Origin of the sequence: Kribbella sp. NPDC059898 (assembly GCF_042730855.1) — a bacterium.
In the GTDB taxonomy this organism is placed as follows: domain Bacteria; phylum Actinomycetota; class Actinomycetes; order Propionibacteriales; family Kribbellaceae; genus Kribbella.
In genome coordinates this window covers 56,140-80,273 of sequence record NZ_JBHWKR010000006.1, presented here as the reverse complement: position 1 = coordinate 80,273, position 24,134 = coordinate 56,140, and the positions used below count along the sequence as shown (strand labels likewise).

The 24,134-nt window shown below is 69.2% G+C and carries 20 protein-coding genes; 9 read left to right on the top strand and 11 right to left on the bottom strand.

Translation table 11 applies throughout. The features are described 5' to 3' along the window. Positions 1-9: 9 nt before the first annotated feature. From ACFV9C_RS20290 to ACFV9C_RS20280, 3 genes are read left to right on the top strand one after another with little or no spacing between them, the layout of a single operon-like run. On the top strand, positions 10-837 hold the full coding sequence (locus tag ACFV9C_RS20290) for an SDR family NAD(P)-dependent oxidoreductase (RefSeq protein ID WP_380195668.1): 828 nt from the start codon (positions 10-12) through the stop codon (positions 835-837). 24 nt (positions 838-861) lie between these two features. Then, positions 862-1,095, top strand: a complete 234-nt coding sequence (locus ACFV9C_RS20285) for a ribbon-helix-helix domain-containing protein (protein WP_380195666.1) — start codon at positions 862-864, stop codon at positions 1,093-1,095. Continuing rightward, the gene (locus ACFV9C_RS20280; RefSeq protein WP_380195664.1) at positions 1,095-1,397 is read left to right on the top strand and encodes a type II toxin-antitoxin system PemK/MazF family toxin; all 303 of its coding nucleotides are present in this window, start codon (positions 1,095-1,097) and stop codon (positions 1,395-1,397) included. The genes ACFV9C_RS20285 and ACFV9C_RS20280 overlap by 1 nt, the downstream gene beginning before the upstream one ends. Here the strand turns inward: ACFV9C_RS20280 and ilvD are convergent. Then, positions 1,394-3,244, bottom strand: a complete 1,851-nt coding sequence (gene ilvD / locus ACFV9C_RS20275) for a dihydroxy-acid dehydratase (RefSeq protein ID WP_380195662.1) — start codon at positions 3,242-3,244, stop codon at positions 1,394-1,396. The two genes, ACFV9C_RS20280 and ilvD, sit on opposite strands and share 4 nt — an antisense overlap. Before the next feature lie 120 nt (positions 3,245-3,364). On the opposite strand from ilvD, the gene ACFV9C_RS20270 reads away from it, so the two are divergent. The 3 genes from ACFV9C_RS20270 to ACFV9C_RS20260 all read left to right on the top strand — a co-directional run bounded on the left by ACFV9C_RS20270 (position 3,365) and on the right by ACFV9C_RS20260 (position 6,695). Beyond that, a complete protein-coding gene (locus tag ACFV9C_RS20270) occupies positions 3,365-4,213 on the top strand; it encodes a helix-turn-helix domain-containing protein (protein WP_380195660.1) in 849 nt (282 codons plus the stop codon). Positions 4,214-4,223: 10 nt separating this feature from the next. After that, positions 4,224-6,059 carry a DNA helicase RecQ gene (gene recQ, locus ACFV9C_RS20265; RefSeq protein ID WP_380195658.1) on the top strand — a complete coding sequence of 612 codons (1,836 nt, stop codon included), beginning with the start codon at positions 4,224-4,226 and terminating at the stop codon, positions 6,057-6,059. Between the two features lie 69 nt (positions 6,060-6,128). Beyond that, a complete protein-coding gene (locus ACFV9C_RS20260; protein WP_380195656.1) occupies positions 6,129-6,695 on the top strand; it encodes a dihydrofolate reductase family protein in 567 nt (188 codons plus the stop codon). Here the strand turns inward: ACFV9C_RS20260 and ACFV9C_RS20255 are convergent. From ACFV9C_RS20255 to dnaE, 5 genes are all read right to left on the bottom strand, one after another. Then, positions 6,688-7,830 (bottom strand): serine hydrolase domain-containing protein, encoded by a 1,143-nt coding sequence (locus ACFV9C_RS20255; RefSeq protein WP_380195654.1) that lies wholly within the window; start codon positions 7,828-7,830, stop codon positions 6,688-6,690. The two genes, ACFV9C_RS20260 and ACFV9C_RS20255, sit on opposite strands and share 8 nt — an antisense overlap. 19 nt (positions 7,831-7,849) lie before the next feature. Continuing rightward, positions 7,850-8,221 (bottom strand): VOC family protein, encoded by a 372-nt coding sequence (locus tag ACFV9C_RS20250; protein WP_380195652.1) that lies wholly within the window; start codon positions 8,219-8,221, stop codon positions 7,850-7,852. A gap of 126 nt (positions 8,222-8,347) precedes the next feature. Beyond that, entirely contained in the window at positions 8,348-10,159 is a 1,812-nt protein-coding gene (locus tag ACFV9C_RS20245) for a DUF3352 domain-containing protein (protein ID WP_380195650.1), read from the bottom strand. 47 nt (positions 10,160-10,206) lie between these two features. Further along, positions 10,207-10,737 (bottom strand): hypothetical protein, encoded by a 531-nt coding sequence (locus tag ACFV9C_RS20240; protein ID WP_380195648.1) that lies wholly within the window; start codon positions 10,735-10,737, stop codon positions 10,207-10,209. Positions 10,738-10,850: 113 nt separating this feature from the next. Beyond that, positions 10,851-14,399, bottom strand: coding sequence for a DNA polymerase III subunit alpha (gene dnaE / locus ACFV9C_RS20235; protein WP_380195646.1), 3,549 nt, complete (start codon positions 14,397-14,399; stop codon positions 10,851-10,853). A gap of 165 nt (positions 14,400-14,564) precedes the next feature. Between dnaE and ACFV9C_RS20230 the strand changes: the two genes are divergently transcribed. After that, positions 14,565-16,142 carry an HD domain-containing phosphohydrolase gene (locus tag ACFV9C_RS20230; RefSeq protein ID WP_380195644.1) on the top strand — a complete coding sequence of 526 codons (1,578 nt, stop codon included), beginning with the start codon at positions 14,565-14,567 and terminating at the stop codon, positions 16,140-16,142. Here the strand turns inward: ACFV9C_RS20230 and ACFV9C_RS20225 are convergent. Beyond that, positions 16,139-16,828 carry a DUF998 domain-containing protein gene (locus ACFV9C_RS20225; protein WP_380195642.1) on the bottom strand — a complete coding sequence of 230 codons (690 nt, stop codon included), beginning with the start codon at positions 16,826-16,828 and terminating at the stop codon, positions 16,139-16,141. The genes ACFV9C_RS20230 and ACFV9C_RS20225 overlap by 4 nt on opposite strands. A gap of 112 nt (positions 16,829-16,940) precedes the next feature. On the opposite strand from ACFV9C_RS20225, the gene ACFV9C_RS20220 reads away from it, so the two are divergent. Further along, positions 16,941-17,750, top strand: a complete 810-nt coding sequence (locus tag ACFV9C_RS20220) for a class I SAM-dependent methyltransferase (protein WP_380195640.1) — start codon at positions 16,941-16,943, stop codon at positions 17,748-17,750. On the opposite strand, the gene ACFV9C_RS20215 is transcribed toward ACFV9C_RS20220, so the two are convergent. The 4 genes from ACFV9C_RS20215 to ACFV9C_RS20200 form a co-directional block, all read right to left on the bottom strand. Next, on the bottom strand, positions 17,747-18,670 hold the full coding sequence (locus tag ACFV9C_RS20215; RefSeq protein WP_380195638.1) for an RluA family pseudouridine synthase: 924 nt from the start codon (positions 18,668-18,670) through the stop codon (positions 17,747-17,749). The genes ACFV9C_RS20220 and ACFV9C_RS20215 overlap by 4 nt on opposite strands. Continuing rightward, positions 18,667-19,494: a signal peptidase II gene (gene lspA, locus ACFV9C_RS20210; protein WP_380195636.1), complete on the bottom strand. Its 828-nt coding sequence runs from the start codon at positions 19,492-19,494 to the stop codon at positions 18,667-18,669. The genes ACFV9C_RS20215 and lspA overlap by 4 nt, the downstream gene beginning before the upstream one ends. Continuing rightward, positions 19,467-19,922 (bottom strand): TraR/DksA family transcriptional regulator, encoded by a 456-nt coding sequence (locus tag ACFV9C_RS20205; RefSeq protein ID WP_380195634.1) that lies wholly within the window; start codon positions 19,920-19,922, stop codon positions 19,467-19,469. The genes lspA and ACFV9C_RS20205 overlap by 28 nt, the downstream gene beginning before the upstream one ends. A gap of 415 nt (positions 19,923-20,337) precedes the next feature. Beyond that, on the bottom strand, positions 20,338-20,613 hold the full coding sequence (locus ACFV9C_RS20200; protein WP_380195632.1) for a DUF167 domain-containing protein: 276 nt from the start codon (positions 20,611-20,613) through the stop codon (positions 20,338-20,340). Between the two features lie 278 nt (positions 20,614-20,891). Between ACFV9C_RS20200 and ileS the strand changes: the two genes are divergently transcribed. After that, positions 20,892-24,044: an isoleucine--tRNA ligase gene (ileS, locus tag ACFV9C_RS20195; protein WP_380195630.1), complete on the top strand. Its 3,153-nt coding sequence runs from the start codon at positions 20,892-20,894 to the stop codon at positions 24,042-24,044. The last annotated feature ends 90 nt before the right edge of the window (positions 24,045-24,134 follow it).

Sequence of the window (24,134 nt, the reverse complement as noted above, 5' to 3'; positions counted from 1 at the left end):
GTCGGGGCGATGTACGTACTGATCACGGGTGGAACGAACGGGATCGGGCTGGCGGGTGCGCGGGAACTGGTCGCGCGCGGGGCCCGGGTCGGTCTGGTGGCGCGGGACCGGGACAAGGCCGAGCGGGTCGCGGCCGAGCTCGACGAGGCGGACGTGTTCGAGGCGGACCTGACGTCGCAGGCGTCGATCCGGAAGATGATCGGCGACGTCACGGGGCGGGCGCCGGCGATCGACGTACTGGTCAACAACGCGGGCGCGATCTTCGGCACGCACCAGGTCTCGCCGGAGGGGATCGAGCTGACCTGGGCGCTGAACGTGGTCGCGCCGTACCTGATCACCACCCAGCTCGCCACCCACCTCGCGCCGGGCGCCCGGGTGATCGGGACCGCGTCGGACGAGCACGCGAAGGCGAAGCGGATCGACTTCGGCGACCTCGGCGGCGACCGGTACTTCTCCGGGCCGTCCCGGCTGGCGGGCGGTTCGCTGCGGCGGTACGGCGAGACCAAGCTCGCGCTGATCCTGCTGAGTGGCGAGCTGGCCCGGCGGATGCCGACGATCCACACGTACACGTTCGAGCCGGGGCTGGTCGCGACCGGGTTCAACACGAACAACGGCCGGCTGATGAAGCTGATGATGGCGATGACCAAGCCGTTCGCGCGGACGCCGGAGCAGGGCGCCGCCACGCTCGTCTGGCTGGCCACGTCGCCGGACGTCGCGGACGAGACGGGCCTGTACTACTCCCGCGAACGCCGTACCGAGCCCTCCCCCGCGGCACAGGACCGGGAGGCGGCCGAGCAGCTCTGGTCAACCCTGATCGAGCAGACGCTACCGAAATGAATCCCATCCCGGTATGGTCGTGGTATGAGCAAACAGATCACCGTCCGGTTGCCGGATGACCTGGTCGACTTCATGGACGAGCTGGTCGCCACCGACAAGGCGACCAGCCGGGCGTCCGTGGTCGCCCGGGCGATGGAACGCGAACGCCGCCGCGAGCTCGCGGCCCGCGACCTGGCCGTGCTGAGTCAGCACGGCGGGTACCCCGACCTCGAAGGCCTGGCCCCGGCGGCCGCCGGCACAGTACTCGAACTCGACTGATGCGTCCGCTGCACATCGCCCGGCTCGACAAACCGCGGCCGGTGGTGGTGCTGACCCGCGAACTCATCCGCCCGCGGCTGACCAACGTCACGGTCGCCCCGATCACCAGCACGATCCGCGGCCTGTCCACCGAGGTACTGGTCGGGGTCGACAACGGCCTGGACCACGCCAGCGCGATCTCCTGCGACAACATCCAGACCATCCCGAAGTCGCAGCTCGGCCGGCTGATCGGCTACCTGCACCCCGACCAGGAACCCGCCCTGGCCGAGGCCATCAACATCGCGTTCGACCTGGAGCTCTAACCGAGCTTCGAGATGTCCCGTACGGCGCCCTTGTCCGCGCTGGTGGCCATCGCGGCGTAGGTCTTCAGGGCGTTGGACACCTTGCGGTCGCGGTTCTTCGGCGCGTACACGCCGCCGAGAGCCGCCTCGCGGGTGGCCAGCTCCTCGTCGGAGACGAGCAGCTCGATCGAGCGGTTCGGGATGTCGATCCGGATCCGGTCGCCGTCCTGGACCAGGGCGATCGTCCCGCCGGCGGCCGCCTCGGGCGACGCGTGCCCGATCGAGAGTCCCGACGTACCGCCGGAGAAGCGGCCGTCGGTGATCAGCGCGCAGACCTTGCCGAGTCCGCGGCCCTTCAGGTACGAGGTCGGGTACAGCATCTCCTGCATGCCCGGGCCGCCCTTCGGGCCCTCGTAGCGGATCACCACGACGTCGCCGGGCGTGACCTGCTTGGCGAGGATCTTCTCGACGGCCTCCTCCTGCGACTCGCACACCACCGCGGGGCCTTCGAAGGTCCAGATCGACTCGTCCACGCCGGCCGTCTTCACGACGCAGCCGTCGACGGCCAGGTTGCCCTTCAGTACGCCGAGACCGCCGTCCTTGGAGTACGCGTGCTCGCGGTCGCGGATGCAGCCGCCGGCCGCGTCGGTGTCCAGCGTCTCCCACCGCTCCGACTGCGAGAACGCCGTCGCGGACCGCTTGCAGCCCGGCGCCGCGTGCCACAGCTCGACGGCCTCCGGCGACGGCGATCCGCCGCGCACGTCCCAGGTCTTCAGCCAGTCGTCGATCGAGTCGCTGTGCACGGTGTGCACGTTCTCGTTCAGCAGGCCGGCGCGGTGCAGCTCGCCCAGGATCGCGGGGATGCCCCCGGCCCGGTGCACGTCCTCCATGTAGTACGTACCGCCCGGGGCGACGTTCGGCGCGACCTTCGCCAGGCACGGGACCCGGCGGGAGACGGCGTTGATGTCGTCCAGGTCGAACCCGACCTCGGCCTCCTGCGCGGCGGCCAGCAGGTGCAGGATCGTGTTCGTCGAGCCGCCCATCGCGATGTCCAGGGCCATCGCGTTGCCGAAGGCCTCCTTGGACGCGATGTTCCGCGGCAGCACCGTGGCGTCGTCGTTGTCGTAGTACCGCTTCGTGATCTCCACGACGGTTTCGCCGGCCTTCTCGTACAGGGCGCGACGAGCGGTGTGGGTGGCCAGGACGGACCCGTTGCCGGGCAGCGACAGGCCGATCGCCTCGGTCAGGCAGTTCATCGAGTTCGCGGTGAACATGCCGGAACAGGAGCCGCAGGTCGGGCAGGCGTTCTCCTCGATCCGCAGGATGTCGGCGTCGGAGACGTTCTCGTTCACGGCCTCGGACATCGCGTCGATCAGGTCGAGCTTGCGGACCGTGCCGTCGACCAGCGTCGCCCGGCCGGCCTCCATCGGGCCGCCGGAGACGAACACGGTCGGGATGTTCAGCCGGAGCGCGGCGTTCAGCATGCCGGGGGTGATCTTGTCGCAGTTCGAGATGCAGACCAGCGCGTCCGCGCAGTGCGCCTCGACCATGTACTCGACCGAGTCGGCGATCAGGTCCCGGGACGGCAGGCTGTAGAGCATGCCGCCGTGGCCCATCGCGATCCCGTCGTCGACGGCGATCGTGTTGAACTCGCGGGCGATCCCGCCGGCCGCGTGGATCGCCTCGGACACGATCCGGCCGACCGGGGCCAGGTGGGTGTGGCCGGGGACGAACTCGGTGAAGCTGTTCGCCACCGCGATGATCGGCTTCCCGAAGTCCTCCCGGGCTACCCCCGAGGCCTGCATGAGCGCGCGGGCGCCCGCCATGTTGCGGCCGTGGGTGACAGTGCGGGACCTCAGAGCAGGCACGACGATCTCTCCTTAGGTGTGCGTACCTTCCGATACTGCCACGCCCGTCCGGATGCCGGTACGGCGGTCCCGGATTCTGGAGTACTGATTTCTGTCGGCGGCCGGTTCTAGCCTGCTCACATGGGATACGCGACCCGCGCGGTGCACCCGGCGCTGCGGCCGTACGTCGGAGACGTGGTCGGCTACGCGTCCGACGCGCCGCCGCCGGAGGTGCACCGTGGGCTGCCGTCGCGCCATCTCACGATCGTGGTCACGCTCGACGAGCCGTTGGGCGTCTCGTGGCCGGGCGGCCGGCTGCAGAAGCACGACGCGTTGATCGGCGGGCTGCACTCCACCGCGGTCGTGATCGCCGGTACGGCGAGCCGCGCCGGCGTGCAACTGTCCCTCACCCCCGCGGCCGCGCGGACGCTCCTCGGGGTGCCGCCCGGTGAGCTCGGGTCCGTGGTCCTTGATCTCGACGAGTTCCTCGGCCGGCGCGGTCGCGAGCTGACCGAGCAACTCCGCGAGGCTCCGACGTGGGACCTGCGCTTCGACCTGCTCGAGGGCCTGCTGCTGCGGCGGCTCGGGGAGCGCCGGCCCGTCGAGGCGCGTCCCGAGCTCGGATGGGCCTGGTTGCGGTTGTGCGAGTCCGCGGGCGCCATCGGCGTACAGGAGCTGGCAGCCGAGGTCGGGTGGAGCCGGCGGCATCTGACGGACTGTTTCACCACCGAGTTCGGGCTGGCGCCGAAGGTCGCGTCCCGGGTGCTGCGGTTCGAGCGCGCCACGGCGTACCTGCGTCGCCGGCCCCGGACGCGGCTCGTCGACGTCGCGGCCGCCGCCGGGTTCGCCGACCAGTCGCACCTGACCCGCGAGTTCCAGTCGATCGCGGGCTGCTCGCCACGGCAGTGGATGGCCGAGGAACTGCCGAACTTGCCGAGTAATCCACAGGCTGCGGCGATCGTGTCGGCATCGGCCGCCGGGACTCACTAAACTCGCCGGGGTGAGTGACACGACCGAACTTCCCGACTCCGAAGCCCTTCAGGTCCTCCGGCGGGTGTTCGGGTACGACGCCTTCCGCGGCGAGCAGGCCGCCATCATCGACACGGTGGTGGCGGGCGGCGACGCGCTGGTGCTGATGCCGACCGGCGGCGGCAAGTCGCTGTGCTACCAGATCCCGTCGCTGGTGCGGTCCGGGGTGGGGGTGGTGATCTCGCCGCTGATCGCGCTGATGCAGGACCAGGTCGACGCGCTGACGGCCCTCGGCGTCCGGGCGGGATTCCTGAACTCCACGCAGGACTTCGAGCAGCGCCGTGAGGTGGAGCAGGCGTTCCTGACCGGCGAGCTCGACCTGCTGTACCTGGCGCCCGAGCGGTTGCGGGTCGAGGGCACGGTGCGGCTGCTCGACCAGGGCAAGATCGCGCTGTTCGCGATCGACGAGGCGCACTGTGTGTCGCAGTGGGGCCACGACTTCCGGCCCGACTACCTGATGCTGTCCGAGCTGCACGAGCGCTGGCCCGACGTGCCGCGGATCGCCTTGACCGCGACGGCGACCGAGGCGACCCACCAGGAGATCGCGACCCGGCTGAAGCTGGACGAGGCGAAGCACTTCGTCGCGAGCTTCGACCGGCCGAACATCCAGTACCGGATCGTCGCGAAGGACAGCCCGCAGCGGCAGCTGCTCGAGCTGCTGCGCACCGAGCACGCGGGCGATGCCGGCATCGTGTACTGCCTGTCCCGGAACAGCGTCGAGAAGACCGCGGCGTTCCTCACCCAGAACGGGATCGAGGCGGTGCCGTACCACGCCGGCCTGGACAGCCGGACCCGCGCGCAGAACCAGGCCCGCTTCCTCCGTGAGGACGGGCTCGTCGTGGTCGCGACGATCGCGTTCGGGATGGGCATCGACAAGCCGGACGTCCGGTTCGTCGCGCATCTCGACCTGCCGAAGTCCGTCGAGGGCTACTACCAGGAGACCGGTCGCGCGGGCCGCGACGGGCAGCCGTCGACGGCCTGGCTGGCGTACGGTCTGCAGGACGTCGTGCAGCAGCGGAAGATGATCGACACCTCCGAGGGCGACCTCGCGCACCGGCGCCGGCTGGGCGCGCATCTGGACGCGATGCTCGCGTTGTGCGAGACCGTCGAGTGCCGCCGTTCGCAACTCCTGGCGTACTTCGGCCAGCAGGGCGAGGCCTGCGGGAACTGCGACACCTGCCTGACACCGCCCGAGTCCTGGGACGGCACGATCGCGGCGCAGAAACTACTGTCGACGGTGTACCGGTTGCAGCACGAGCGAGGGCAGAAGTTCGGCGCCGGGCAGCTGATCGACATCCTGCTCGGCAAGGAGACCGACAAGGTCAAACAGTTCCGGCACGACCAGCTCACCGTGTTCGGGATCGGCACCGAGCTGAAGGACACCGAGTGGCGGGGCGTGGTCCGGCAGCTGCTCGCGTCGCAGCTGCTCGCGGTCGAGGGCGACTACGGCACGCTCGTGCTGACCGAGGACAGCGGCGAGGTGCTCGGCCGGCGGCGCGAGGTGATGATGCGCCGCGAGCCCGAGCGGCTCCGGTCGAAGTCCCGGTCGTCGTCCGGTTCGAAGAAGGTGGCCGTGGACCTGCCGCCGGAGGCCGCGCCGGTGTTCGAGCGGTTGCGCGCATGGCGGGGCGCGGTCGCCAAGGAGCAGGGCGTCCCGGCGTACGTCATCTTCCACGACGCGACGCTGCGCCAGATCGCGACCGAGCTGCCGTCCTCGCTGACGGAGCTCGGCACGATCAGCGGCGTCGGCGAGAACAAGCTCGCCAAGTACGGCGACGGCGTACTGGAGGCACTCGCCGCGGAGTGATGTCGAAACCGGCGCCGGGTGTTCGACGCGTAGCCAGAGGGCGCGCCGCGCCCGGTCTGGAGGAACGTTATGTCCGCATCGGTGCTGTTGATGTCGATGTCCGTCGACGGGTACGTCGCCGGGCCGCACGACCGGCCGGGCAACCCCGGCGGTGACGACTTCATGCGGCTGCACGACTGGTACCTGCAGCCCGACGGGTCGGTCGGCCGTCCCGCGGGCGAGGCCGGGTCGATCTGGGACGCGATGCAGGCGACCGGGGCGGTCGTCGTCGGTCGGCGTACGGCGGAACAGGTCGACTACTACGGCGGCGACCACCACGGCGTACCGCTGTTCGTGGTGAGTCACGACCCGCCGGCGGTGCCGTACGAGCAGGTGCACTTCGTCGGTGACATCGAGACCGCGATGGCGCGGGCGAAGGAAGCCGCCGGTGATCGCGACGTGCTGGTGCACGGTGCGATGACGGCGCGGACCGCGTTGGCGGCCGGGGTCCTCGACGAGTTGCAGCTGAGCCAGGTGCCGGTGCTGTTCGGCAGCGGTCTGCGACTGTTCGACGTACTTCCGCACCGCATCGAGCTGGAGATCGCCCGCGTGATCGACACTCCGCAGGCGACCCACATCCGCTACCGGGTCAGCTGAGCAAGGGTTCGACGGCCTTGGCCAGCTCGGCCATCCGGCGGTCGATGCTGCGTCCGCCGTCGGCGAGGATCAGCGCGATCGAGACGCGCTTCGCGGGAACGACGACCAGCAGGCTGGTGTGGTCGGGCATGTCGCCGCGGTGCCCGTACGCGTCGCCGAGGCCGAACTGACGGGTGAACAGCATCGTTCCGAGGCCGTACTGGCCGTCGCCGTCGGTCATCTGGCTGACCAGCTCGGCCGGGATCACCCGCCCGCCGTACAGTTGGTAGCCCCAACGAGCGACGGTCGGCGCGTCGGCCGCCAGCCCGCCCGGGGCCGCGGCCAGGCTGGCGAACGCACGGCACGGCAGGTAGCCGTCCGGCACGCCGCACGCCGGATCGTCGTCGACGGCCGCGGGCGGCTGGGGCTTCTCCCCGTCCTGGAACGCGGCGTGCCGCAGCCCCGCCGGCGCGGCCAGGTCGCGGCGCAGCGCCGCGGCCAGCGGCAGCCCGGTGAGCTTCTCGATCAGCATGCCGAGCAGTACGTAGCTCGGATTGCTGTAGATGAAGGCCTGTCCGGGCTCACCGAGCCGGCCGTCGCCGACGAAGTTCAGCGACTCCGCGAGCGTCCAGTGCTTCTCCGGCGCCGCCGCGGCAGCCCGGTCGAGCCGGGCGAAGTCGCCCGGCTGATAGTCCGGTACGGCGGCCGTCATCGCCAGGTGTTGCCGCACGGTCGCGTAGTTCGCGGTCAGCCGGTGTGGGACGTACCGCGAGAGCGGCAGCTCCAGGTTGGGGCTGCCCTTGCTCGCGAGCAGCAGTACCTCGGCCGCGATGAACGTCTTCGTGATGCTGGCGACGGCCATGCTCGTGTCGGCGCGCAACGGCGTACCGCGACTGTCCGTTCCGGCGGCGCCCGACCAGGTCCAGCGGTCGGTGACGACCGCGGCCGTGGCACCGCGCGAACCGGACGGGCTGTCGGGGAACTGGACGATCTGCGCCAGCTCGTCCTGCAGCGCCTTCGCCTTACCCGGCGCAAGGACCTGAGTCCCCGGCGCCGGAAAGGCGGCAGGCGTCTCCGGCGCGGGTACCGGTACCTCTCCCCCACCAGAGCACCCCACCAACGCAATCACCAGCAGGGCGGTTGCGCTCCACCTCATCCTCCGATGATGGCACCGTTCAGACCTGCGAGATGTAGAGGCGGTTGCCGTCGGGGTCGCGGAGGCTGAACATCGGCGGGGTGCCCGGCCATTCGAGGAGCTCGTCGGTGTCGACGCCGGCGTCCAGGAAGTGCTGGTGCGCGGTCTTCGCGTCCGGGCTGCCCATCCGGATGCCGGTGTCGACGCCGGCCGGGTTGCCTTCGCTCTCCGGGACCAGCGCGATGCTCGCGACCGACCCGGCGGGGGCGACGACGAGCCAGCGGCCGCCGAACTGCGGCAGCGGTACGTCCAGCCGGACCTCGAAGCCCAGCGTCTCGGTGTAGAACGCCAGCGCCCGGTCCTGGTCGCGCACTGGTACGCCGACGGTCCGGATCTCGGTGATGTGGTTCATCGTGGTTCTCCTCGTGGTGTGAAGTGGCGCTTTCACTCAGAGGTAGAAGCCGTCCCGGGCTTTTCGACATACGAAGAAGCCCCGGATGCCAAAAAAATGGTCCGGGGCTTCTTCGGCAACTACTGACTACTTGGCAACGACCCGCAGTGTGAACTCGCCCTCGCCGTCACCGGTCGAGCGGGAGACGATGCCCGCCGACTTCAGCGCGGCCAGGTCCTTGTTGTCGGAGACCCGCGGGCTCAGCGAGCCGAGGGCGGCGAAATCGACGTACCCGATCATCACCGCGTTCTTGGTGTCCGGCACCGCCTGCTTGAAGCCGTCCGTCGAGCCGAGGTTGCCGCCCTTCAGCACCTCGTCGGCATACTCCTTGCTGGTCGCCGCCACCAGCGTCTTGTCGTCCTTCGCGGTCTCGATCGGGATGTTCGCCGACGACCGCTCGCGGAGCAGCGTGGTCAGCTTCTGCACCACCGGCTCGGCCTTCGACGGGTCGGTCTCCATCCGGATCGCGACCTTCGGGCCGTTCGCGGTGTCCTTGTCCATCGCGACCGCGAGGTTCTTGCCGGCCAGCGTCTTCAGGTCGTCCGGCAGCTTCAGGCCGGTCTCCTCGGTGATCTGGTCGATCATCGGCTGCAGGTTCTCGCCGCCGGACTTCTGGATCTGCTGCCAGGCGGTGTCGATCAGCGACTCGCCACCGGAGACCGCGATCGCGCCCGCCGTGGTGTCCGGCAGCTTGCTGATCACGTCCCCGGCGTTCGCGGACCCGACCTTGACGCTCTTGTCGCCGTGCCCGATCGCCTTCAGCTCGACGTACGACGGGTCGAACCGCAGCGCCACGGCCGCGGTCGCGTCACCGAGACCGGCCAGCTGGCTGGACTCGACCTTGCCGCTCATCGACGCGATCGCCTTCATGTCCGCCCAGCCGGAGACGAAGCCCTGCTCGCCGAGCTTGTCCATGTCCGCCTTGTACTTGGCGTTCTTGCTCAGCGGGTTGTCCTTCGCGGCGGCGACGGCCGAGTCGACGGTCGCCTGGTCCTCGCCGAGGATCATGTAGCCGTCGGTGAACGCCCGGCCCGGCTTCTTGTCCTCGTGCGCGAGCAGCTTGTCCATGCCCTTGTTCGCCGCGTCCTGGTCCTTCACCTGGACGGCGACCACCGGGACCGGCGAGCTCTTGCCCTCGGCGGGCGGCAGCGCGGCGAACCCGGCGCGGTCGCCCAGCCACGGCTTGATGTCCTTGTCGTAGTCGACGTCCGCGAGATCGCTGCCGGCCGACTTCTTGATCTGCTCGAACAGCTTCTGCCGCAGGTCGTCCTGCTCACCCGTGAGCCCGAGGTTGTCCTTCACCGACGGGAACTTCATCATGAACCGGATCGCGTTGACCTTCTGGCCGGCCGACGGGTTCAGGTCGATGCGGGCGTACCCGACCGCGGTGCCCGGCAGTACATCGGCCGGCTGCTTGCCGCCGCCACCGAGCTTGCCGTAGGCGAAGATGCCGCCGCCGGCGACCACCAGCACCATCGCGAGCGCCGCGACGATCGGGATCAGCTTGCCGCGCTTCTTCTTCGGCTCCGGCTGCCACTGCTGCGGACCGCCGTACCCGGGTCCCTGCGGCGGTTGCCCGCCGATGTGCAGCTGCTCGTACGACCCCTGCGCCGACTGCCCGTACTGCGAGGCGCCTTGCTGCGCGTACTGCTGGCCGTACTGCTGGCCGTACTGCGGACCACCCGGCTGCGGACCCCCGTGCTGCGGCCCGCCGTACTGCTGGCCACCCTGCTGCGGGCCGCCGTACTGCTGGCCCTGCTGCGGGTAGCCCTGCTGGCCCGGCTGCTGCGGACCCGGACGGCCCTGCTGCGGCGGGACGTTCTGGCCCTGCGGCGGACCGTACTGCGGCTGCTGGCCGCCGGCACCTGGGTAGTTCGGTGGCTGGTTCTGGTCGGACATATGCTCCCTCGCTGGCTCCGGTGGCCTCACCGCCGGACCTGCAAAGGTTAGTGGACCGGCGGTGCAGGCTCTGACGCAGGAGGTTGCGAAGTGGTTGCAACAGGCTCCGCGCGCCAGGTCGCGGCCGCGATCACCGCACACACCAACGCCGCCCCGACCAGCCACGACACCAGTGGCGTCCAGGTGTGCAGCTCCAGCGGCGCATTCACCAGATCGCCGACGTGCGCCGCCCGCAACCGCGGGTCGAGCGGGTCGTGCCCGAGCAGCATGCCGACGCCCCACGAGACGCCCGAGCCGAGACAGGCGCCGAGCGCAACGATCGCGACCGACCACGGACCGTGGTTACGCAACCACCAGAACAACGCACCGCCGAGCACCACGGCGACCACGAACCCGATCGCGGTGAACGTCCCGTCCGGACCGAAGATCCGCGTCATCTGCTCCTCGCCGAGCTCCCCGCCCCGGTCGTCCACCGTGTACTGCGCCAACGGCGAGAACTGCTGCCAAGCCCACCCGGCCACCACCCCGGCCACCAGGAACACCACCACCGTCACCACCACAGCCTTGGCCCACGGCATCCGCGACTCCCCCACCGCCGCCCCTCCCAAAGGACCGACCGACGACGGCGCCCCGTACGGCGCAGACTGAAACGACTCCGGTTGACTCACGACGCCAGTGTGACGCATAGCCGTCAACTGGCCAGGCAGGAGGGGCCGAGGAGGGCTTTGAGGTCGGCCATCAGGGAGGAGGTGGGGGTTACGCGGAAGCGGTCGCCAATGCGCATGACGGTGGTTTTCTGGCGGGCCTGGAGGCGGAGGTGGACCTCGGTCATGCCGGGGTGGGACTGGAGGATGTCGCGGAGCGAGTCGACGACCGGAGGGGTGCAGCGGTTCACCGGCATGGTCAGGACGACCGGGCCGCTCGGGCCTTCGGTCAGGTCCGGTACGACGACCTCGTCGCCGCTCAGCTCGACCCGGTCCTCGCGGCGGCGGATCCGGCCCTTCATCAGGATGATCGCGTCGTTGCTGAGCAGGTGCGCGTGCAACTGGTACGCCGAGGAGAACATCATCACCTCGATCGAACCTTCGAGGTCCTCGATCGTCACGATCGCGTAGATGTCGCCGCGCTTGTTCACCTTCCGCTGGACCGCGGTGACCAGGCCGCCGATCGTCACCCGGCTGCCGTCCGGACGATCCTCGTCGGCGAGCAACTGACCGATCGTGCAGTCCGAGCCGTTGGTCAGCACGTGCTCGACGCCGAACAGCGGGTGGTCGGACACGTACAGTCCGAGCATGTCGCGCTCGTGCGCCAGCTTGGTGGCCTTGTCCCACTCCTCGATCTCCGGCACGGTGACGGTGAGCCGGCTGTTGCCCTCGCCCTCGTCCGCGTCGTCGTCGCCCATCGAGAACAGGTCGAACTGGCCGTGCGCCTCGTTCCGCTTCAGGTCGATGGCCTCGTCGACGGCCTGCTCGTGCACCGCGACGACCGCGCGCCGCGCGTGCCCCATCGAGTCGAACGAGCCGGCCTTGGACAGCGACTCGATCACGCGCTTGTTGCAGACCGGCAGCGACACCTTGTCGATGAAGTCGACGAAGTCGGTGAACCGGCCCTTCTCCTCGCGGGCCGCGACGATCTCGGCGACCACGTTCACGCCGACGTTGCGGATCGCGGACAGCCCGAAGCGGATGTCGGTGCCGACCGGGGTGAAGTTCGAGTCGGACTCGTTGACGTCCGGCGGCAGCACCTTGATGCCCATCCGGCGGCACTCGTTCAGGTAGATCGCCATCTTGTCCTTGTCGTCCTTCACCGACGTCAGGACCGCGGCCATGTACTCCGCCGGGTAGTTCGCCTTCATGTACGCGGTCCAGTACGAGACCAGCCCGTACGCCGCGGAGTGCGCCTTGTTGAACGCGTAGTCGGAGAACGGCAGCAGGATGTCCCAGAGCGCCTTGATCGACGCCTCGGAGTACCCGTTCGCCTTCATGCCCTCGGAGAAGCCGACGTACTCCGCGTCCAGGACCTCGCGCTTCTTCTTGCCCATCGCGCGGCGGAGCAGGTCCGCCTTGCCGAGCGAGTAGCCGGCCAGGCGCTGGGCGATCTCCATCACCTGCTCCTGGTACACGATCAGGCCGTAGGTGATGCCGAGCACCGGCTCGAGCGCCTCGGCCAGCTCCGGGTGCGGGTAGCTGATCTCCTGCTGCCCGTTCTTCCGGAGGGCGTAGTTGGTGTGGCTGTTCGCGCCCATCGGGCCCGGCCGGTACAGCGCCGTACTCGCGGAGATGTCCTCGAAGTTGTCCGGCTTCATCAGCCGCAGCAGCGCCCGCATCGGGCCGCCGTCGAACTGGAACACGCCGAGCGTGTCGCCGCGGGCGAGCAGGTCGTACGTCGGCTGGTCGTCGAGGTCCTTGCTGAGCTTGTCCAGGTCGATCTGGATCCCGTGCGCGGCCTCGATGTTCTTGACCGCGTCGTCCATGATCGTCAGGTTCCGCAGGCCCAGGAAGTCCATCTTGACCAGGCCGAGCGTCTCGCAGCTCGGGTAGTCGAACTGGGTGATGATCTGACCGTCCTGGTCGCGGCGCATGATCGGGATCAGCTCGATCAGCGGCTCGCTGGACATGATCACGCCGGCCGCGTGCACACCCCACTGGCGCTTCAGGTTCTCCAGGCCGCGGGCGGTGTCGACGATCTTGCGGACGTCCTGGTCGCCCTCGTACAGCTGGCGGAACTCGCCGGCCTCGGAGTACCGCTTGTGCGAGGGGTCGAAGATCCCGGACAGCGGCACGTCCTTGCCCATCACCGCGGGCGGCATCGCCTTGGTGATCCGGTCGCCCATCGCGAACGGGTAGTCCAGCACCCGGCCGGCGTCCTTGATCGCCTGCTTCGCCTTGATCGTTCCGTACGTGACGATCATCGCGACCCGGTCGTCGCCGTACTTCTCGGTGACGTACCGGATCACCTCGGGGCGGCGACGGTCGTCGAAGTCGATGTCGAAGTCGGGCATCGACATACGTTCCGGGTTCAGGAAGCGCTCGAAGAACAGACCGTGCAGCAGCGGGTCCAGGTCGGTGATCTTCATCGCGTACGCGCACATCGAGCCCGCACCGGAACCACGGCCCGGGCCGACCCGGATCCCGTTCGCCTTGGCCCAGTTGATGAAGTCGGCGACCACCAGGAAGTAGCCGGCGTACCCCTTCGAGACGATGATCTCGATCTCGTAGTCGGTGCGCTTGCGGACGTCGTCCGGCACGCCGCCCGGATACCGCTGGAGCAGCCCGGTCTCGACCTCGGAGACGAACCACGACTCCTCGTTGTGGCCGTCGGGGCAGGGGAAGCGCGGCATGAACCGGCCCTCGCCCTCGGTGAAGCCGACGTCGCACTGCTCCGCGATCAGCAGCGTGTTGTCACACGCCTCCGGGAACTCCTTCCAGACCTCGCGCATCTCCGCGGCGGTCTTCACGTAGAACTCGTTCGCGTCGAACTTGAAGCGGTTCGGGTCCGAGAGCGTCGAGCCGGACTGGACGCAGAGCAGCGCGGCGTGCGAGGTGGAGTCCTCGGGCTTGGTGTAGTGCAGGTCGTTGGTCGCGACCAGCGGCAGGTTGAGTTCCTTGGCCAGCTTCAGCAGGTCCTTCTGGATGTCCCGCTCGATGCCGAGGCCGTGGTCCATCAGCTCGCAGTAGAAGTTCTCCTTGCCGAAGATGTCGCGGAACTCCGCGGCCGCCTCGATGGCCTCCTTGTACTGCCCGAGCCGGAGCCGGGTCTGCACCTCGCCGGACGGGCAGCCGGTGGTCGCGATCAGGCCCTGGCCGTAGGTGTTCAGCAACTCGCGGTCCATCCGGGGCTTGAAGTAATACCCCTCGAGGCTGGCCAGCGAGCTCATCTTGAACAGGTTGTGCATGCCGGACGTGTTCTTCGCCAGCAGCGTCATGTGCGTGTACGCACCGGAGCCGGAGACGTCGTCGCGGCCCGAGTTCGCGTCGCCCCACTTGACCCGCTTGCGCTCGGTCCGGTGGGTGTGCGGCGTCAGGTACGCCTCGACGCCGATGATCGGCTTGACGTCGTACTTCTTCGCGGTCTTCCAGAACTCGTAGGCGCCGAACACGAACCCGTGGTCGGTGGTCGCGATCGCCGGCTGCCCCATCTCCTGGGCGGTCTTGAACAACTCGTCGATCCGCGCCGCGCCGTCCAGCATCGAGTACTCCGTGTGCACATGAAGATGCACGAAACTGTCGCTGGACGCCATATCGACGCAGACCTCCCAGGGCGCGATTCAGATGAACCGCTACAGCCTATGTGGCGCCACCGACAGTCCAGGAATCACCTCACCGGCGCGCCCCTCACCCGCCCGCTATCCGGAGAGCGGCGGCGGCTGTTCCGGACTCGGGGCGTGGCGGCGCACACTCGGGACATGGCGGGCGCGGAGGGAAGTGTCAGGATCGCCGAGCTGGTGGCGACCCTGTCGTACGCCGCCGACCTGGGACTGGGCCAGCCGATGGAGCATTGCCTGCGGCAGACCGTGATCGCGCTGCGACTGGCCGACCTGGCCGGTGCCGCCGACACCGAGCGGGAGGCGACGTACTACCTCGGTCTCCTGATGAACGCCTACTGCCATGCCGACGCCGCGGAGCAGGCCGAGTGGTTCGGCGACGACATCTCCTTCAAAGGCGACAGCTACGAGATGCTCGCGATGAACACCGTCCAGACGGCCGCCTTCATCCTGAGCCGGCTCGGAGCGCACGGCAGCGCGCTGGCTCGGGTCAAGCGTCTCGCCGCCTTCCCGGTCACCGGCAAGCGAACGGTCGAGTCGTGGCTCACCACCCACGCCACGCTCGGCTCGGAGTTCGCTGCGCGGATCGGGCTCGGTCCGGCAGCCGTGGCGGCACTGCGGCAGGCCTACGAGCAGTGGGACGGGAAGGGCGTCCCGATGCATCTGCGGGGTACGGACATCAGTCTGCCGTCGCGGTGTGTCCAGTTCGCGGGCCCGATCGAGGTGATGGCCCGGCGGCACGGCGTACCCGCGGCGACCGAGACCGCACGCAGGCACGCCGGGTCGCTCTTCGATCCCGGCCTCGCCGACCTGTTCGTCCGGTGGGCCGACGAAGTGCTGACCGGACTGGAGACGACGGACTGGACCACGGTGCTCGAGGCCGAGCCCCGGCTGTCGCGGCGCGTGTCGGGGACCGAGCTCGACGAGGTCCTCGAAGCAATGGCCGATCTGGTCGACCTCAAGTCGCCGTACCACGCGGGTCACTCGCGAGGCGTTGCCAACCTCGCCGCCGAAGCGGCCAGGTTCACTGGCCTGCCGGAGGCGGAGCGGACGCGGCTGTACCGCGCCGGCCTGCTGCACGACCTCGGGCGGCTCGGCGTCTCCAACACGATCTGGGACAAGCCGGGACCGCTCACCGCCCTCGAACGGGACCGCGTGGACCTGCATCCCTACCTGACCGGCAAGATGCTGCTCGGCATCCCGGCGATCGCACCGAGCCGGACGATCGCCGAACGCCATCACGAGCGACTCGACGGTTCGGGCTACCCACGCGGCCTGACGGCGGCCTCGCTGACAGCCGCCGACCGGATCCTGGCCGCCGCGGACGCGTACCACGCGATGACCGAGCCGCGCCCGCACCGGGTGCCCCTGATCGGCGACGCCGCCGCCACCCAACTCCGCTCCGAGGTACGCGCGGGACGCCTCGACCCCAACGCGTCCGAGGCGGTACTGCGAGCCGCCGGTCACCGGGCCACCGCCCGCCGGGAAGGCCCGGCGGGGCTCACCGGCCGCGAGGTGGAGGTGCTCACGCTGCTCGCCCGCGGCCGGCCGAACAAGCAGATCGCCCGGGAACTCGGCGTCACACCAAAGACTGTCTCGAACCATGTCGAACACGTCTACGCGAAGCTCGGCGTGAGCAGCCGCGCCGCGGCGACCCTCTTCGCGACCAGCCACGGCCTGGTCGGCAGCTTCGAACCGGACCCGGTCCGCAGGACCTAACGCCCGGCCATCAGCGTCGCCGTCCGGGGCGACCGGCTGGTCAGGCGGAGCACACGCCAACCCAGGAAGGCGACGGCCGCCGTGATCACGACCGCGGCCACACGTTGCGTCAGGCCTTGCACCGTCGTACCCGAGGTCGCGCCGGTCACCGCCAGCAGGAGGAACGTCAAGATCCCGAACGCCCGGGCCGGTACGGCCAGTTCACGCCAGCCGTCGACGCGGCGCATGGCTCGGGACAGCACGAAGGGTGCTGCGACAGTGGCCAGCGCCGAGATCACGAACGAGATCAGGTGCGCCTTGCCGTGCCACGACCCGAACGCGTCCGACGGCGTACATCCGGCGTCGGCGGCGCGGCAGTCGAGCTGGAAGAACGCGTCGCTCATCGTGTCGAGACCTGGCAGCGACAGCGCGACCAGCCAGGCGCCGGCGACACCCGCCCGGCCCGCGGATCGCAGGCTCGGACGCAGTGCGAGGAGCGCGAAGGCGATCGTCACGAGGCCCGCGATCCCTACGGTGAGCCGGTACGCCGTCGCATGCTGTGCGGTCAGTGCGCCGAGGTCGCTGATGTCGTGCCGCGTGGCCGAATAGCCGTGGCCTTCCGTTGCGCCGAGGACCAGCCAGCCCCCGGCGAACAGCAACTGTGCGGCGATCACGCCCGCCGCGAGACTTCTCCGTACGTCGTTCATGCCGCCAGAGTCGTGCGCCGTACCGCTGCTGTCATGAGGCGTTCGCCTCATGTGCGGGTCCGGCCGGACTTCCTACGTTGTGGGGACACCAACCAACCGGAAGGAAACGACCATGACGACCCAAGAACTACCGATGCTTGCCGAGCTGAAGCAGCACGCGCGAGCGAGCTGGGCTGCCGGTGACTTCCCCGCGGTGGCGAGGATGCAGCTGTGGGACGTCGGTGAGCGACTCGTGCGCCGCGTCGGGATCGGACGGGGCGAGGAGGTGCTGGACGTCGCGTGTGGCACGGGGAACGCCGCGCTGCGGGCAGCCGAGGCCGGCGGCAAGGTCGTCGGTGTGGACCTGACGCCCGAGTTGTTCCCGGCCGGCCGGGCGCTCGCCGCCGAGGCCGGGGTCGAGGTGGAGTGGGTCGAAGGAGATGCGGAGGAGCTCCCGTGGGCGGACGAGAGCTTCGACGTGGTGCTGTCGACGTTCGGCGTGATGTTCGCTCCGCGGCACGCGGTCGCCGCCCGCGAACTGGTCCGGGTGCTACGGCCCGGCGGCCGCTTCGGTTGCACGAGCTGGACGCCGGAGGGACTCCAGGGGACCTTCTTCCGGATGCTCGGGAGTTACGCGCCGCCGGCTCCGCCGTTCGTCCAGCCACCGCTGCTGTGGGGCGACGAATCCCATGTCCGCGAGTTGTTCGCCGATGCCGGGGTCATCCTCGAGTTCGCCCGCGAAACCGTGCCACTCGCACCGTTCGACTCGCCGGAAGAGGCCGTCGACTGGACCGCGACACATTTCGGCCCGTTGATGATGCTGCGCGGCCTGCTCGACCAGCGCGGCGAGTGGGACGCGCTGCGCTCGAAGCTCGTCTCGATCTATGTCAGCGGCGCGCCGGCCGAGTACCTCGTCGTCCAGGGAACGAAGAACGAGAGCTAGCCGTCGACGAGCAGATCAAGGGCGTGGTCGAGGTCTTCGGGGTACTCCGAGGTGAACTCGACGTACTCGCCGGTGCCGGGGTGGGTGAAGCCCAGGCGCATCGCGTGCAGCCACTGGCGGGAGAGGCCGAGGCGTTCGGCGAGGACCGGGTCGGCGCCGTACGTGAGGTCGCCGCAGCACGGGTGGCCGATCGCGGACATGTGGACGCGGATCTGGTGCGTGCGGCCCGTCTCCAGGGTGATCTCCAGGAGGGTCGCGTAGCGGAACGCCTCGAGGGTCTCGTAGTGCGTGACGCTCGGCTTCCCGCCGGCCACCACGCCGAACTTGTAGTCGTGGTGCGGATGCCGATCGATCGGGGCGTCGACCGTACCGGTGAACGGGTCGGGATGGCCCTGCACGAGCGCGTGGTAGATCTTCTTCACCGTGCGCTCCTTGAAGGCGCGCTTGAGGACGGTGTAGGCGTACTCCGTCTTCGCGACCACCATCAGGCCCGACGTACCCACGTCGAGGCGGTGGACGATGCCCTTGCGTTCGGCGGCGCCGCTGGTGGAGATGCTGAAGCCCGCGCCGGCGAGGTGGCCGATCACGGTCGGGCCGGTCCAGCCGGGCGACGGGTGCGCGGCGACGCCGACGGGTTTGTCCACCACGACGATCTCGTCGTCGTCGTACACGATCCGCAGGTTGTCGACGGTCTCCGGTACGACGGTGACCTCGGACGGCGGCGGGGGAAGCTCGACGTCGAGCAGTACGCCGGCCGCGACCCGGGAGGACTTCGGCGCCGGGGAACCGTCGACGTGGACCAGGCCGGACTCGATCAGCTCGGCGGCCTTGGTCCGGGAGACGCCGAACAGCCGCGACAGTGCCGCGTCCAGCCGCTCCCCCGCGAGACCGTCGGGCACGATCACGGTTCTGGCGCTCACTTGCGCTGCTCCCGGGTGCCGTCGAGCTTGATGCCGCGCAGGGTCTGGATCACCAGCAGTACGGCGGCCGAGGTGACGGCCATGTCCGCGACGTTGAAGATCGCCCAGTGCGGGGTCTGCAGGAAGTCGACCACATGCCCGTGGAACGGGGACGGCTCGCGGAAGATCCGGTCCAGGATGTTGCCGACCGCGCCGCCGAACAGCAGCCCGAAGGCAATCGCCCAGCCGACGGAGCCGAGCTTGCGGGAGAGGTAGATCACGCCGATCGCGACGATGATCTGGACGGCGCTGATGTACGGCGTGTAACCGGCGCCGAGGCTGAAGGCGGCGCCGGAGTTCCGGATCAGGTTGAACTTGAGCAGGCTGCCGATCACGTTCACCGGCTCACCCGGCGTCAGATGAGCCAACGCCAAAGCCTTGGTCAACTGATCCAGGAACAACACCACCAACCCCACACCACCAAAGACCACAGTCCACTTCCACGACCGCTTCCCGGCCTCGCCGCCTCCGGCGACATCGGCCCTGGAGGAGGAGGTGGCCGCGGAGCCGTCCTCCCCACCGCCGGCCTCGCCGCCCGTGGCGGCGACATCGGCCGCAGAGGTGTTGGTGGAGGAGTCCGCACCTTCAGGTGCGGAGTTGCTTCCGCCTGCGGCCGCTGCCCCGCCGTTGGAGGTCGTGCTCGGGGCTCCCACCGTCGCCGGTTCTGCCGGGGTGGACGACGGAGAACCGGCCGACGGGGAGTCGGCCGGTTCGGGGGTGGCTGCGTCCTCCACCTGAGGGGACGAGGTGGGGTCGTTCAGCGGCGTTCCTGGCGTTCTTTGCATGAGACACACAGTGTCGCACGCGGGAATGCCTGCAGCCGACCCTTGCCGATCGCGTTGCCGCAGTTCTCGCAGACGCCGTACGTGCCGTCGTCGAGGCGGGTCAGCGCGAACTCGATCTGGTTCAGCATGTCGCGGGCGTTGTCGGCCAGCGACAGCTCGTGGTACCGCTCGAGGGTGGTGGAGCCGACGTCCGCCTGGTCGTTGCCGGCGCCGTCGCTGCCGTCCCGGAACAGGCCCACGATCTCCTGCTCGGCGTTGCGAATCTCCTGCTTGAGGTGCTCGACCTCACCCTCGAGCTCCGTGCGCAGCTCGGCGATCTCGGCCGCGGTCCACGGGTCTTCGCCCGGCTTCACCATGAAGGTCTCGGCCGTGTGTGCTGCGGACTTCGCCGGCGCCGTCGCCGGGCTCCTGTTCTCGTTGGTCTTCATGGCCACCCTCTTCGTCTGAGCTTTCTTGGCAGGGGTCTTAGCCGCTGTGCTTTTCGCCGCGGTGGCCGGTGCCGGCTTCTTCACCGCGGAGGTCTTCTTGGCCGGCGAGGTCTTCGCCGGGCTTTTCCGAGCCGCTGTCTTCTGAACCGGCTCTGACTTCTTGGCGGCACTCTTCTTGGCCGCGGCCGTGCGTTGGGGGGCGGACTTCTTCGGTGCCGATGTAGCCATGGTCAGCTACCCCCTGCCTTCGTCGGAGACTGGAGCGGACCGGTCGCAAGACAGTAGGACACGGGTAAAGCCCGTGCCAGCCCGACTCGCAGACCGTGGACATAAGGTAGTCGGTTCTTCAAGTCCGCTCGATGTTCCGCACATCACAAGCGTGTTGCAGACATCACTGTCCGTAACACTTCCCAGGTCAACCCAGTAGTCGCTCGAGCCGTTCCCGGATGTCCCTCTCCTCCCCCTCCACCTCGACCAGCTTGTCCCTGCTGGTCGCACCACGCACCAGTCGCACCGCGGACCGCCGTACGCCGAACTCCGCGGCGACCGCCGTCAGGACAGCCTTCGTCGCCTGTCCCTCCACTGCACGGGCCGCCACCGCAACCACCAGCGCCGGTCCGGACGGCCCGTCGTACCGGCCGCCGACCGCTGTCCTGGAAGCCCCCGGCTTGACCCGCAGCAGAATTCTCATGGCCGAATTCTTACTGCACCACTCATTAACGATTCGTAGTCACCTGGTACAACGCCGTACACTGACAACCGCGAACCGCAAGGCAGTGATGGGGCCATCACCCCGGAGCCGCCGGAAGAACAGTCCGTAGGGACCTATTAGAACCGGCAGCGTGTCGTAAAGGAAGTGGGTGACCGTACTCAGGGTCACCAAGGAGGGTGGTACCGCGCGGTAGCCGGCTCGGTCCGGGTGCTTCGTCCCTCGTCCAGCAGAGCAGGACGTGACGAAGGACGCACAACATGGCGGCAGCGCATACCCCTGGCACCCCCTGGCGGCAGGTCCCCGCCCAGGTCGACTTCCCCGCGCTCGAGCGGGAGGTGCTCACCCTCTGGGACGAGCACGACACCTTCGCCAAGAGCCTCGAACAGTCCGCCGGCGGTACGCCGTGGACGTTCTACGAAGGCCCGCCGACCGCGAACGGCATGCCCGGCACCCACCACATCGAGGCCCGCGTCTTCAAGGACGTGTTCCCGCGCTACCGGACCATGAAGGGCTTCTGGGTCGAGCGCAAGGCCGGCTGGGACTGCCACGGCCTCCCGGTCGAGGTCGCGGTGGAGAAGGAGCTCGGCTTCAACGGCAAGCCGGACATCGAGGCGTACGGGATCGCCGAGTTCAACGCGAAGTGCCGCGAGTCGGTGCTCCGGCACGTGGACGCGTTCAACGAACTGACGGTCCGGATGGGCTACTGGGTCGACCTCGAACACCCGTACAAGACGATGGACCCGGAGTACGTCCAGTCGGTCTGGTGGTCGCTCAAGCAGATCCACGAGAAGGGACTGCTGGTCGAGGACTACCGGATCACGCCGTACTGCCCGCGCTGCGGCACCGGCCTGTCGGACCATGAGCTTGCCCAGGGGTACGAGACGGTCGTCGACCCGTCGGTGTACGTCCGCTTCCCGCTGACCTCCGGCCCGCTGGCCGGCCAGGCGTCGCTGCTTGTCTGGACGACCACCCCGTGGACGCTGGTGTCGAACACGGCCGTCGCCGTACACCCCGACGTCGAGTACGTCGTGGCCACCGACGGTAACGAGTCGCTAGTGGTGGCCAAGCCACTGCTGGACCGGCTCGGCGAGGGCTGGACGGTCACCGGTGAGTACGGCGGCCGCGACATGGAGCGCTGGACGTACCAGCGGCCGTTCGAGCTGGTGCCGTTCGACGAGCCGGCGCACTACGTCGTACTCGCGGAGTACGTGACCACCGAGGACGGTACGGGTCTGGTCCACCAGTCCCCCGCGTTCGGTGCGGACGACCTCGCGGTGGGCCGCGCGTACAACCTGCCCGTGGTGAACCCGGTGGACACGACCGGGCACTTCAACGCCGACGTACCGCTGGTCGGCGGGCAGTTCTTCAAGAAGGCCGACGAGGACCTGGTCGCAGACCTCAAGACCCGAGGCCTGCTGTTCAAGCACGTCCCGTACGAGCACCCGTACCCGCACTGCTGGCGCTGCCACACCCCGGTCATGTACTACGCGCTCCCGTCCTGGTACATCCGCACCACCCAGGTCAAGGACGCGCTGCTCCGCGAGAACGAGCAGACCAACTGGTACCCGGAGTCGGTGAAGTGGGGCAGGTACGGCGACTGGCTGCGGAACAACATCGACTGGGCCGTCTCCCGCTCGCGCTACTGGGGTACGCCGCTGCCGATCTGGCGCTGCGCCGAGGACCACCAGGTCTGCGTCGGCTCGCTGGCCGAACTGGGCGAGCTGGCCGGCCGCGACCTGAGCGGCACCGACCCGCACCGGCCGTACGTCGACGACATCACGTTCGATTGCCCGCAGTGTGGCGAGGAGGCGCACCGGGTTCCCGAGGTGATCGACGCGTGGTACGACTCGGGCTCGATGCCGTTCGCGCAGTGGGGCTACCCGTGGGCGGAGGGCTCGCAGGAGAAGTTCGCGCAGACCTATCCGGCGGACTTCATCTCCGAGGCGATCGACCAGACCCGCGGCTGGTTCTACACGCTGATGGCGATCGGCACGCTGGTCTTCGACGAGTCGTCGTACCGGAACGTGGTCTGCCTCGGGCACATCCTGGCCGAGGACGGCCGGAAGATGTCCAAGCACCTGGGCAACATCCTCGAGCCGATCCCGCTGATGGACAACCACAGCGCGGACGCGGTGCGCTGGTTCATGGCCGCCTCCGGGTCGCCGTGGAAGGCGCGCGGCATCGGGCCGAACGTACTGAACGAGATCACCCGGAAGGTACTGATCACCTACTGGAACACGGTCGCGTTCCACGCGCTCTACGCGCGGCTCGCCGACTGGTCGCCTGCCGACGCGCCGGCGGTGCCGGAGCGGAGTGTGCTCGACCGGTGGCTGGTGAGCGAGACGCACCGGCTGGTCCGCGACACCGACGAGGCGTACGCCGCATTCGACACGCAGCGGCTCGGTTCGCTGATCAACTCGTTCGTCGACGTGCTCTCGAACTGGTACGTCCGCCGTTCGCGCCGCCGGTTCTGGGCCGGTGACACCGGCGCGCTGGCGACGCTGCACGAGACGCTCGACGTACTGACCCGGGTGCTGGCGCCGCTGATGCCGTTCGTCACCGAGCGGGTCTGGCAGGACGTGTTCCGCCCGGTCACCCCCGGCCTGGCGGAGTCCGTGCACCTGACGAGCTTCCCGGCGTACGACGCGACGCTGATCGACGACGTACTGGCGCAGCACATGTCGATGGCCCGCCGGGTCGTCGAGCTCGGCCGGTCGGCCCGCGCCGAGGCGAAGGTGAAGACCCGGCAGCCGCTGGCCCGGGCGCTGGTCGGATCCGCCGCGATCGCGGACCTGTCCCCCGAGCTGCTCCAGGAGATCGCCGACGAGCTGAACGTCGGCACCGTCGCGCCGCTGTCGTCGGCCGGGGCGGACCTGGTCGAGTTCGCTGCCAAGGGCAACTTCCGGGAGCTCGGCAAGCGGTTCGCCAAGCAGACCCCGGTGGTCGCGGCGGCGATCGCGGCGGCGGACGCCGGTGCGCTGGCGGCCGCGCTGAAGGAGTCCGGTACGGCGACCGTCGTCGTCGACGGCGAGGACGTCGAGGTCAGCGCCGCCGAGGTGCTGGTGTCCGAGCGGCCGAAGGAAGGCTGGTCGGTGGTCAACGAGCAGGGCGAGACCGTTGCCCTCGACCTCGAGGTGACGCCGGAGCTGAAGCAGGCCGGCCTGGCGCGTGAGGTGGTCCGCACGTTGCAGGAGGCCCGGAAGAACGCCGGCCTCGAGGTGTCGGACCGGATCAAGGTCTGGCTGACCTCGACCGACGCCGAACTGTCCGATGCCCTCGGCAAGCACGCCGACGAGATCGCCCGCGAGGTCCTCGCCGTCGAGCTGAACCAGTCGGCCCCGTCCGAGTCCGGCGTTGCCACCGGCACCGAAGAGAACCTGCAACTCACCTACTGGCTGACCAAGGCCTAACCGGGCGTCTGACCGGCGCGAGCCCCAGACCGACGGGCTCGCGCCGCGAGGGTCGGTGGTCCTGACCGGCTGTCACGGCAGTGGGACCGT

What these genes read in the sequence shown, in the direction of transcription:
- ACFV9C_RS20290 (WP_380195668.1), top strand. Translation starts at nt 10, where the DNA reads ATGTACGTACTGATCACGGGTGGAACGAACGGGATCGGGCTGGCGGGT.
- ACFV9C_RS20285 (WP_380195666.1), top strand. Translation starts at nt 862, where the DNA reads ATGAGCAAACAGATCACCGTCCGGTTGCCGGATGACCTGGTCGACTTC.
- ACFV9C_RS20280 (WP_380195664.1), top strand. Translation starts at nt 1,095, where the DNA reads ATGCGTCCGCTGCACATCGCCCGGCTCGACAAACCGCGGCCGGTGGTG.
- ACFV9C_RS20270 (WP_380195660.1), top strand. Translation starts at nt 3,365, where the DNA reads ATGGGATACGCGACCCGCGCGGTGCACCCGGCGCTGCGGCCGTACGTC.
- ACFV9C_RS20260 (WP_380195656.1), top strand. Translation starts at nt 6,129, where the DNA reads ATGTCCGCATCGGTGCTGTTGATGTCGATGTCCGTCGACGGGTACGTC.
- ACFV9C_RS20255 (WP_380195654.1), bottom strand. Translation starts at nt 7,830, where the DNA reads ATGAGGTGGAGCGCAACCGCCCTGCTGGTGATTGCGTTGGTGGGGTGC.
- ACFV9C_RS20250 (WP_380195652.1), bottom strand. Translation starts at nt 8,221, where the DNA reads ATGAACCACATCACCGAGATCCGGACCGTCGGCGTACCAGTGCGCGAC.
- ACFV9C_RS20245 (WP_380195650.1), bottom strand. Translation starts at nt 10,159, where the DNA reads ATGTCCGACCAGAACCAGCCACCGAACTACCCAGGTGCCGGCGGCCAG.
- ACFV9C_RS20240 (WP_380195648.1), bottom strand. Translation starts at nt 10,737, where the DNA reads ATGCCGTGGGCCAAGGCTGTGGTGGTGACGGTGGTGGTGTTCCTGGTG.
- dnaE (WP_380195646.1), bottom strand. Translation starts at nt 14,399, where the DNA reads ATGGCGTCCAGCGACAGTTTCGTGCATCTTCATGTGCACACGGAGTAC.
- ACFV9C_RS20230 (WP_380195644.1), top strand. Translation starts at nt 14,565, where the DNA reads ATGGCGGGCGCGGAGGGAAGTGTCAGGATCGCCGAGCTGGTGGCGACC.
- ACFV9C_RS20225 (WP_380195642.1), bottom strand. Translation starts at nt 16,828, where the DNA reads ATGAACGACGTACGGAGAAGTCTCGCGGCGGGCGTGATCGCCGCACAG.
- ACFV9C_RS20220 (WP_380195640.1), top strand. Translation starts at nt 16,941, where the DNA reads ATGACGACCCAAGAACTACCGATGCTTGCCGAGCTGAAGCAGCACGCG.
- lspA (WP_380195636.1), bottom strand. Translation starts at nt 19,494, where the DNA reads ATGCAAAGAACGCCAGGAACGCCGCTGAACGACCCCACCTCGTCCCCT.
- ACFV9C_RS20205 (WP_380195634.1), bottom strand. Translation starts at nt 19,922, where the DNA reads ATGAAGACCAACGAGAACAGGAGCCCGGCGACGGCGCCGGCGAAGTCC.
- ACFV9C_RS20200 (WP_380195632.1), bottom strand. Translation starts at nt 20,613, where the DNA reads ATGAGAATTCTGCTGCGGGTCAAGCCGGGGGCTTCCAGGACAGCGGTC.
- ileS (WP_380195630.1), top strand. Translation starts at nt 20,892, where the DNA reads ATGGCGGCAGCGCATACCCCTGGCACCCCCTGGCGGCAGGTCCCCGCC.